Source organism: Paludibacterium sp., assembly GCF_019232825.1.
Taxonomy (GTDB): domain Bacteria; phylum Pseudomonadota; class Gammaproteobacteria; order Burkholderiales; family Chromobacteriaceae; genus Paludibacterium.
On the sequence record NZ_JAFAND010000122.1, the window covers coordinates 39,826 to 47,713 of the forward strand.

Sequence of the window (7,888 nt, forward strand, 5' to 3'; positions counted from 1 at the left end):
GCGTGGCGGGGGAAAACGATGAAAGCGATCAAATGGCTGCTCTTGAGCGGGCTCTTGTGTCTATCGACCGCGTGGGCCGGCACGGTGGTGCGGGTGGGCATCAATGCCAGCTATGCGCCGTTCGAGTCGGTCGACGACCATGGACGTCTTTCCGGTTTCGATATCGACGTGGTGACGGCCTGGGCGAAAACCCAAGGGGTGACCATCAAGCTCGTCAACCTGCCTTGGCCGCAACTGCTCGATGGCCTATCCGCCGGCCGCGTCGATATGGTGGTGTCTGCGATCGCGGACACGCCGGCGCGCGCAGCGCGTTTCGAACTCTCCCGCCCCTACTATGAAGAACCGCAAGTGCTGCTGGTGCCGGCGCGCGGCGGTCAGGACGATCCACGCGCCATGGCCCGCATCGGTGTGTTGGACGACAGCAGCGCCATCGATTGGCTCGCGCGGCTGAAGGTGCCGCCTTCGGCGCTGCGGCGTTACAGCGGCCTGCCGCCGATGCTGGCCGATTTGGCCTCGGGCGATTTGCAGGCGGTATTCGGCGATTTGCACGTGCTGCGCCGCGCCCAGGCCGGCGATGCGTCGCTGCGGCTGGTATCGCAGCCCGCGTTCGGCCGCGATGCCTACGTGTTCGTGATACGCAAGGGCGACCGGGCGTTGCTTGCCCAGGCCAATCAAGGACTGGCGCGCATGGCGGCGGACGGTTCGCTGGCGCGCCTGCGTCAGGCGTGGCCGGGGCTTTAACGCCGCGCGCCGGCCGCTTCTCAGCATTTTTCTGCTTTTTTGCTACCCCAGCGACATTCAATTAAGAAAAAATGTTCGTTTTTCATCGATTCGAACCGTGGATGTTGCCCTGTTGTCCATAAATGAACTGTATACAATATTCTATTTTGATAGAGAGAAACGCGTGGCACGCGGTGAGAGACTGCTGCTTAAGGAGGGGGGCTTGTCGAAGCGGAACGCGGCGGACTAGTCGGACGCCGTAACGCTAACTTTTTGAAAAAAGGCAAAAAAAATGCGCGGGCCAATGGTCCGCGCTAAGTCTACAAAGGAGAAATAGAGGAGAAACTATCAAGAAGCAATTGCTGCATCTCAACGTGGAGGGATTATCCTGAGCCGCTCCGGCAGTGTCAATCGCCGATGTTCAATGACGCACTAAAATGTAAAAAACTGTCGCTTATCACGTAATGCTTATGTTTGAAAACGAAAATAACCACCCTATTGTCATGGTATAACCGGGATGGTGATATGCGACAATAGCATTTTGGTATGACCGCAGGATGACATGATGACCCCCAAGCATTTGCCCGACCCACGCCTCTATCCCCTCGCCAACGTCAGCAACCGGCTGATTCATCAGGCCATGGCGGTGCAGGGCGCCGTCGACGACGGCGCGCGCGATCTGGAGCGTGCCGCGCTGGCCGACACCATGGCGGAGTATTTGGCGCGTGACGAGGTGCTGCTGATCTCGGTGGCGCTCAACATGGCGCCGTCGCGCGCGGCTTATCAGGTGTTGTGGCAGGCGCTGCGTCAGGCGGTCGAGGCGGCGCCGGGCCGCCGGGCCGAGGTCTTCGCGCTGCCGCTGGTGTTGGTGGCGGGTTCGAAGCGCCGCGCGACGCTGCCGGATCACATCGCCGATGTCGACGGCTTGAATGCCATCCTGCGTCAGCATGGCGTGTTTGCCGACGGCGCCGAGGTGTTTCTGTCCGGCAAGCTGCTGCACCCGGACGCCGTGGTCGCCATCTCGCCGGCGCAGCTTTATCGCTACACGCGGCAATTGGCCGACGCCGCGCGCGGTTTGCCGCTGCCGCTCGAAGCGAGCGCGGTGACGGTGCAGGAGGAGGGGGTATTTCTGCGTTACCTGCTTGGCGTGGCGATCCGCGAGGACGGCGCGCCGGCCCCGGTTGACTATGCGGCGCGCATCGGCGCTTGGGGCACGGCGATGATGACCTTCCTTGGCGAGGCGCTGAAAACCGACGGCGTGACCCTCTTCCCGATTTTCCGTGCGCCGGCGCCGCTGATGCAGGCCTTGGTGGCGGGCAATCAGGCGCGGCTGGAAGTGGCGATGCAGGTGTTCGCCAGTTCCTTGCTGCGCAAGCTGCGCACCGAGGGGCGCGAGCCGACGGTGACCCTGTCGGCGCACGAGGGCGGCGAGCTCAATGTCGTCATCGGCGCGGCCGACGCGCCGGGCGAGACGGAGCGCTTCGTCTGGCCGCTGTCGCCGCTTGACCGGGTGGAACGCATCGAAGCCGACTTCCTGCAGCTGATGCACGAGTGCCAAGTGGAAATGGTTCGAGTTGAAGAGACCGTGCAGCCCGCGCAGTCTTGATTTTTATGCGTTTTTTGCCTGAAAAAATGCCCCGATGTCATACCGCGTCGCCGGGCAAATCATGTAAAATCGCCGCTATCGTTAACCCTACCGATGGGATGTGCCCAAGATGTTTGCAGCCGATTTGACGATTGCCAAGTTTGACCCGGAATTGTCCGCCGCGATGGAGGACGAGTACCGCCGTCAAGAAGATCACGTGGAGCTGATCGCCTCCGAGAACTATGTCAGTCCGGCGGTGATGGAAGCGCAGGGCTCGGTGCTGACCAACAAGTACGCCGAGGGCTATCCCGGCAAGCGTTACTATGGCGGCTGCGAACACGTCGACAAGGTGGAAGCGCTGGCCATCGAGCGCTTGAAGGCGCTGTTCGGCGCGGAATACGCCAACGTGCAGCCGCATTCCGGCTCGCAAGCCAACCAGGCGGTGTACGTGTCGGTGCTCAAGCCGGGCGACACCATTTTGGGCATGAGCCTGGCGCATGGCGGTCACTTGACCCATGGCGCCTCGGTCAACATCTCCGGCAAACTGTATAACGCCATTACCTACGGCCTGGACGAAAACGAAGTGCTCAACTACGCCGAGGTCGAGCAACTGGCGCGCGAGCATAAGCCGAAAATGATCGTGGCCGGCGCCTCGGCCTACGCGCTGAAGATCGATTGGGCGCGCATGCGTCAGATTGCCGATTCGGTCGGCGCTTATCTGTTCGTCGACATGGCGCACTATGCCGGTCTGGTTGCCGCGGGCGAGTATCCGAACCCGGTGCCGCACGCCGACTTCGTCACCACCACCACGCACAAGACGCTGCGCGGCCCGCGCGGCGGCGTGATCCTGTCGCGCGCCGAGCATGAAAAGATTCTGAATTCGGCCATCTTCCCCTGCCTGCAAGGCGGCCCGTTGATGCATGTCATCGCCGCCAAGGCCGTGGCGTTCAAAGAAGCCGCGAGCCCGGCGTTCAAGACCTATCAGCAACAGGTGAAGAAAAACGCTCAGATCATGGCGCAAACGCTGATCGAGCGCGGCCTGCGCATCGTGTCGGGCAAGACCGAGAGCCATGTATTCCTGCTCGACCTGCGCGCCAAGCACATCACCGGCAAGGACGCCGAGGCGGCGCTCGGCCGTGCGCACATCACCGTCAACAAGAACGCCATTCCGAACGATCCGGAAAAACCGTTCGTGACCTCGGGCATCCGCATCGGCACGCCGGCCATGACCACGCGCGGTTTCGGCGACAATGAGGCGCGCGAATTGGCCAACCTGATCGCCGATGTGCTGGACGCGCCGCAGGATGAGGCCGTGCTCGCACGCGTGGCCGAGTCGGTCAAGGCGATGTGCCAACGCTTCCCGGTATACGGCCGCAAGTAACACTGCCGCGAGGCAGGAAAAAGAGCGGGGTGTCGCGCGTTTTTTTGCGCGACATCCCGTTTTTGCTATTTTTCCCCCTAATTGCGACACATTTTACGCATTTCATGGTGATCTCATTAACTTGGCATATCATTGCTGTTAAGATGGGCTTTTCCGAACTGTTACCAGGGGTTTAAAGCCATGAAATGCCCGTTCTGCGGCCACGCCGATACCCAGGTGATCGATTCACGCGTCAATGAGGACGGCTCCAGCATTCGCCGCCGGCGCCGCTGCCTGAAGTGCGAGAAGCGGTTTACGACTTTTGAGAATGCCGACGTGCGCATGCCGCAAGTGGTGAAAACCGGCGGGCATCGGGCGGAGTTCGACCCGGAAAAAGTTCGTGTCAGTTTCATGCGCGCGCTGCATAAGCGCCCGGTGCCGACGGCCCTGGTGGATGAAGCCATCGATCGCATCAGCCATCGGCTGCTGCAGTTGGGCGAACGCGAGGTCAGTTCGCGTCAGATCGGCGAAATGGTGATGAACGAGCTCGCGCGCATGGACAAGGTGGCTTATGTGCGTTTTGCCTCGGTCTACCGCAGCTTCGAGGATGTGGCGGAGTTCAGCGAAGCCATCGAGGAAATCAAGAAAACCGGCCATCCGGAATGATCGAGATTGCCGTCGGCGACGGCATCGTGCTGCGCGAACCGCGCGAGGACGATGCCGATCGCCTTTTTGCTCTCATCGACGCCAACCGCGTGCTGCTCGGGCGCTGGATGCCTTGGCTCGACTACATGCGCCATGACGGCGACAGCCTCACCTATATCCGTTACTCGCAAGAAGGCAATCGCGAAGGGCGGTTTCTCAATTTACTGATCTGGGTGGACGACGAGCCCGCCGGCGTCTTGTGTTATTTTGCGCTGGAGCCGGCGCAGCGCCGCAGCGAAATCGGCTACTGGCTCGGGCAGCGCTGGCACGGGCGCGGCATCATGAGCCGCGCCTGTCAGGCGCTGATCGATTACGGCTTCGGTCACCTCAATCTTTACCGTATCCAGATCGCCTGCGCGGTCGACAATCTACCTAGCCGGGCCTTGCCCGAGCGCCTCGGCTTTACGTTCGAAGGGGTGCTGCACGGCCGCGAGTGGGTCGGCGAACGCGTGTTGGATCACGCGATCTACGCCTTGCTGCTGCCGGCGTGGCGCGCGCGCCGGCCGGCCTGATTTCTTGCCCGGGAGGGCCACGATGTTTACTGCCGAAGATCACCGATACATGCAACAAGCGTTGCGGTTTGCCGAGGCCGCCACGCGCCGCGCCGCGCCCAATCCCGGCGTCGGCTGCGTGCTCGTGCGCGACGGCCAGGTGATCGGCGCCGGCGCCACGTTGGCGGCCGGCAGCGATCATGCCGAGATTCAAGCGCTGAAAGATTGCGCCGCGCGCGGCGAGTCGCCGGCCGGCGCGACCGCCTACGTCACCTTGGAGCCGTGCAGCCATCACGGCCGCACGCCGCCATGCGCCGAAGCGCTGATCCGCCACGGCCTGGCGCGGGTGGTGGCGGCGATGAGCGATCCCTATCACGAGGTGGCCGGCCGGGGGCTGGCGATGCTCTCGGCCGCCGGCATCCGCACCGAGTGCGGGCTGATGGAATCGGAGGCGCGCCGCGTGCATCGCGGCTTTCTGTCGCGCGTCGGCCGCGCCTTGCCGTGGGTGACGCTCAAGGCGGCGGCGACGCTGGATGGCAAAACCGCGCTGCTCAACGGCAAAAGCCAGTGGATCACCGGCGCCGCGGCGCGCAGCGACGTGCAGCGGCTCAGGGCGTTTCACGATGCCATCCTGACCGGCAGCGGCACGGTGCTGGCCGACAACCCGCGCTTGACCGTGCGCGAGATCGCCGGCGCGGCGCAGCCTTTGCGCGTGGTGCTGGACAGCCGGCTCGTCACCGCCCCATCGAGCCTGATCTATCAAGGCGGCAATACCTTGTTGGCCACCGGGGTGACCGATGCGGCGCGGCTCGCGCCGTTTCTGGCCGGCGGCGCCGAGGCGCTGCCCGTGCGCCCGCGCGACGGTCACGCCGATTTGACCGCGCTTTTGGCCGAGTTGGCGCGTCGCGGCGTCAACCATTTGATGGTCGAGGCGGGGGCCGGGCTCAACGGGGCTTTGTTGCAGGCAGGGCTCGTGGACGAGATCGTGCTGTATCTGGCGCCGGCGCTGGCCGGCGACGCGGCGCGCGGTCTGTTCGCCTGGCCGCCGCTGCAGGATCTGGCCGACAAGCGGCCATTGGTGATCGACGACGCGCGCCTGGTCGGCGCCGACCTGCGCCTGCGTCTGCGCCCCGCCGATTCGCAACAATAATCAACGGTCGATGGTTAATCTGCGATGAGAACACCGTACCGGCGCGCGGATACCGACGCGCGTTATGTCGAGCGTATCCGCCGCGCCGTGGCGTACATCTGGACGCACCTGGATCGCGATGTGCCGTTGGAGCGGTTGGCCGAGATCGCTTGTTTCTCGCCCTATCACTTTCATCGCATCTACCGTGCCTTGTTGGGCGAGACGGTGTTCGACACCGTGCAACGCGGACGGCTGCATCAGGCGGCCCGGCGCTTGTCCGCCAGCGATCAGCCGCTCGCGCAGATCGCCCGGCGGGCGGGCTACGGCAGCCTGGCCGCTTTCGTGCGCGGATTTGGCCGCCACTACGGCACCACGCCGGGTCGTTACCGGGCAGGAGTGGCGCATCGTCTAACGAGCGAGCGGGAGAGTTATATGCAATCAGTACAAGTGCGGGAGCAGCCGGCGTTGCTGCTGCTGTTGCGACGCCATCGCGGCAGCTATATGAATATCGGCGAGGCGTTCGACGATCTGTTGCTGCGGGCGATGCCGGTTTGCCCGGACCCGGCGCCGGTACGGGCGTTCGGGCTGTATTACGATGACCCGGACGGCGTGCCGGAAAGCGCGCTACGTTCCGCCGCGGCATTCACCTGGTCGGCCGACTGGCCGGTGCCGGACGGTCTGGAATTGTTGACGCTCCCCGCAGGCCGCTACGCGGTGGCGCGCCATACAGGCCCCTATAGCGAACTGCAGGCGGCCTGGCGGCGGCTTTACGTCGATTGGCTGCCGCAAAGCGGCTTCGAACCGGCCGATCAGCCCTGTCTGGAAGAGTATCTGAATAACCCGCGCGACACGGCGCCGATGGCGCTGCAGACCGATCTGATGACGCCGCTGAAATAAGGTTGGGCGGGGAGTGGGCGTAGCGTGTTAGCGCAGCGACGCACGGCCACGGCCTTACGCACCGGCGAAGAAGGTTTCCAGCACCCGCGCCAGCGCCTCGGGCTGCTCCCACTGGACCATATGGCCGGCGCCCGCCACCGTGGCTTCGCTGAGTCGGGCGAAGCAGGCGCGCCGGCTTTCCAGCGTATCGAACACACCCTTGGCCATCGGGTGATCCCACATGTCACCACCCATCACCCATTGCACCGGACAGGCGATGCGGCGCCAACAGGCCTGCGCCTCGCGTAGCCGGTAGAGCACCGGGTTGACCATTTTGTGGCGCGGATCGGCACGGTAAACCCACTGACCGCTGCCGGCGTCGAAACGGGTCAACGCTTCGGCGAGCCAGGCGGCGCGCGCGGGCGCTAGCCGCGGATTACGCTCGATCAGTTTGGCCGCCACCAAGTCGAGCGACGCCAGCGGCAGAAAAGCCGGCGGCTGACGCAGCTCCTTCAGCCAGCGCGCGTAGCGCCCCGGCGCTTCGTCCGGTTTGCTCTCCGGTAGCCCAAACCCCTCGATCAGCGCCAAGGCGCGCACGCGTTCCGGACGGATGCCGGCGTAAAGCCCGGCGACCATGGCGCCCATGCTGTGGCCGGCGAGCAGGACCGGGGCATCGGGGCTTTCGTGGTCCAGCAGCGCGTCCAAATCGGCGAGGTAATCGGCCGAGTAATAGCTGCCCTGATTCCAATCGCTGTCGCCAAAGCCGCGCCAATCCGGCGCCACCACCCGCCAGTCGCCTTGCAACGATTCAACCAGGAATTGGAAGGTGGCCGAGCTGTCCATCCAGCCGTGCAACAGCACCATGAGCGGCGAGCGCTCGTTACCCCAGCTGCGCAAATGGTGGCGGTGCTGGCGCAGCGTGATGAAGGTTTTTTGGCATGATGCCAGCATCAATCATTCCCTAGTCTTAAATAATGTTTGGCTTCGATCTTAACAAAATTCACTGAGTCCACATGGTTTTT

Annotated in this window: 8 protein-coding genes; 7 read left to right on the top strand and 1 reads right to left on the bottom strand. The window is 63.8% G+C overall.

Translation table 11 applies throughout. The features are described 5' to 3' along the window. Nucleotides 1–18 precede the first annotated feature (18 nt). From JOZ06_RS16065 to JOZ06_RS16095, 7 genes are all read left to right on the top strand, one after another. A complete protein-coding gene (locus JOZ06_RS16065) occupies nt 19–741 on the top strand; it encodes a transporter substrate-binding domain-containing protein (protein ID WP_293234229.1) in 723 nt (240 codons plus the stop codon). Nucleotides 742–1,282: 541 nt separating this feature from the next. Then, nucleotides 1,283–2,326, top strand: a complete 1,044-nt coding sequence (locus JOZ06_RS16070; protein ID WP_293234231.1) for a hypothetical protein — start codon at nt 1,283–1,285, stop codon at nt 2,324–2,326. A 109-nt stretch (nt 2,327–2,435) separates the two neighbouring features. Beyond that, on the top strand, nt 2,436–3,686 hold the full coding sequence (gene glyA / locus JOZ06_RS16075; RefSeq protein WP_293234233.1) for a serine hydroxymethyltransferase: 1,251 nt from the start codon (nt 2,436–2,438) through the stop codon (nt 3,684–3,686). A 180-nt stretch (nt 3,687–3,866) separates the two neighbouring features. Then, nucleotides 3,867–4,331, top strand: a complete 465-nt coding sequence (nrdR, locus tag JOZ06_RS16080; RefSeq protein WP_293234235.1) for a transcriptional regulator NrdR — start codon at nt 3,867–3,869, stop codon at nt 4,329–4,331. Beyond that, a complete protein-coding gene (locus JOZ06_RS16085) occupies nt 4,328–4,882 on the top strand; it encodes a GNAT family protein (RefSeq protein ID WP_293234237.1) in 555 nt (184 codons plus the stop codon). Before nrdR ends, JOZ06_RS16085 begins: the two co-directional genes overlap by 4 nt. 22 nt (nt 4,883–4,904) lie before the next feature. Beyond that, the gene (gene ribD / locus JOZ06_RS16090) at nt 4,905–6,011 is read left to right on the top strand and encodes a bifunctional diaminohydroxyphosphoribosylaminopyrimidine deaminase/5-amino-6-(5-phosphoribosylamino)uracil reductase RibD (protein ID WP_293234239.1); all 1,107 of its coding nucleotides are present in this window, start codon (nt 4,905–4,907) and stop codon (nt 6,009–6,011) included. 24 nt (nt 6,012–6,035) lie between these two features. After that, nucleotides 6,036–6,887 carry a GyrI-like domain-containing protein gene (locus JOZ06_RS16095; RefSeq protein ID WP_293234241.1) on the top strand — a complete coding sequence of 284 codons (852 nt, stop codon included), beginning with the start codon at nt 6,036–6,038 and terminating at the stop codon, nt 6,885–6,887. Between the two features lie 54 nt (nt 6,888–6,941). Here the strand turns inward: JOZ06_RS16095 and JOZ06_RS16100 are convergent, their stop codons facing one another. Further along, nucleotides 6,942–7,817: an alpha/beta hydrolase gene (locus JOZ06_RS16100; RefSeq protein ID WP_293234243.1), complete on the bottom strand. Its 876-nt coding sequence runs from the start codon at nt 7,815–7,817 to the stop codon at nt 6,942–6,944. Nucleotides 7,818–7,888: the final 71 nt, after the last annotated feature.

Excerpts from the sequence above, each read along its gene's own strand:
- JOZ06_RS16085 (WP_293234237.1), top strand. The coding sequence starts at position 4,328 with ATGATCGAGATTGCCGTCGGCGACGGCATCGTGCTGCGCGAACCGCGC.
- JOZ06_RS16095 (WP_293234241.1), top strand. The coding sequence starts at position 6,036 with ATGAGAACACCGTACCGGCGCGCGGATACCGACGCGCGTTATGTCGAG.
- ribD (WP_293234239.1), top strand. The coding sequence starts at position 4,905 with ATGTTTACTGCCGAAGATCACCGATACATGCAACAAGCGTTGCGGTTT.
- JOZ06_RS16070 (WP_293234231.1), top strand. The coding sequence starts at position 1,283 with ATGATGACCCCCAAGCATTTGCCCGACCCACGCCTCTATCCCCTCGCC.
- JOZ06_RS16100 (WP_293234243.1), bottom strand. The coding sequence starts at position 7,817 with ATGCTGGCATCATGCCAAAAAACCTTCATCACGCTGCGCCAGCACCGC.
- glyA (WP_293234233.1), top strand. The coding sequence starts at position 2,436 with ATGTTTGCAGCCGATTTGACGATTGCCAAGTTTGACCCGGAATTGTCC.
- nrdR (WP_293234235.1), top strand. The coding sequence starts at position 3,867 with ATGAAATGCCCGTTCTGCGGCCACGCCGATACCCAGGTGATCGATTCA.
- JOZ06_RS16065 (WP_293234229.1), top strand. The coding sequence starts at position 19 with ATGAAAGCGATCAAATGGCTGCTCTTGAGCGGGCTCTTGTGTCTATCG.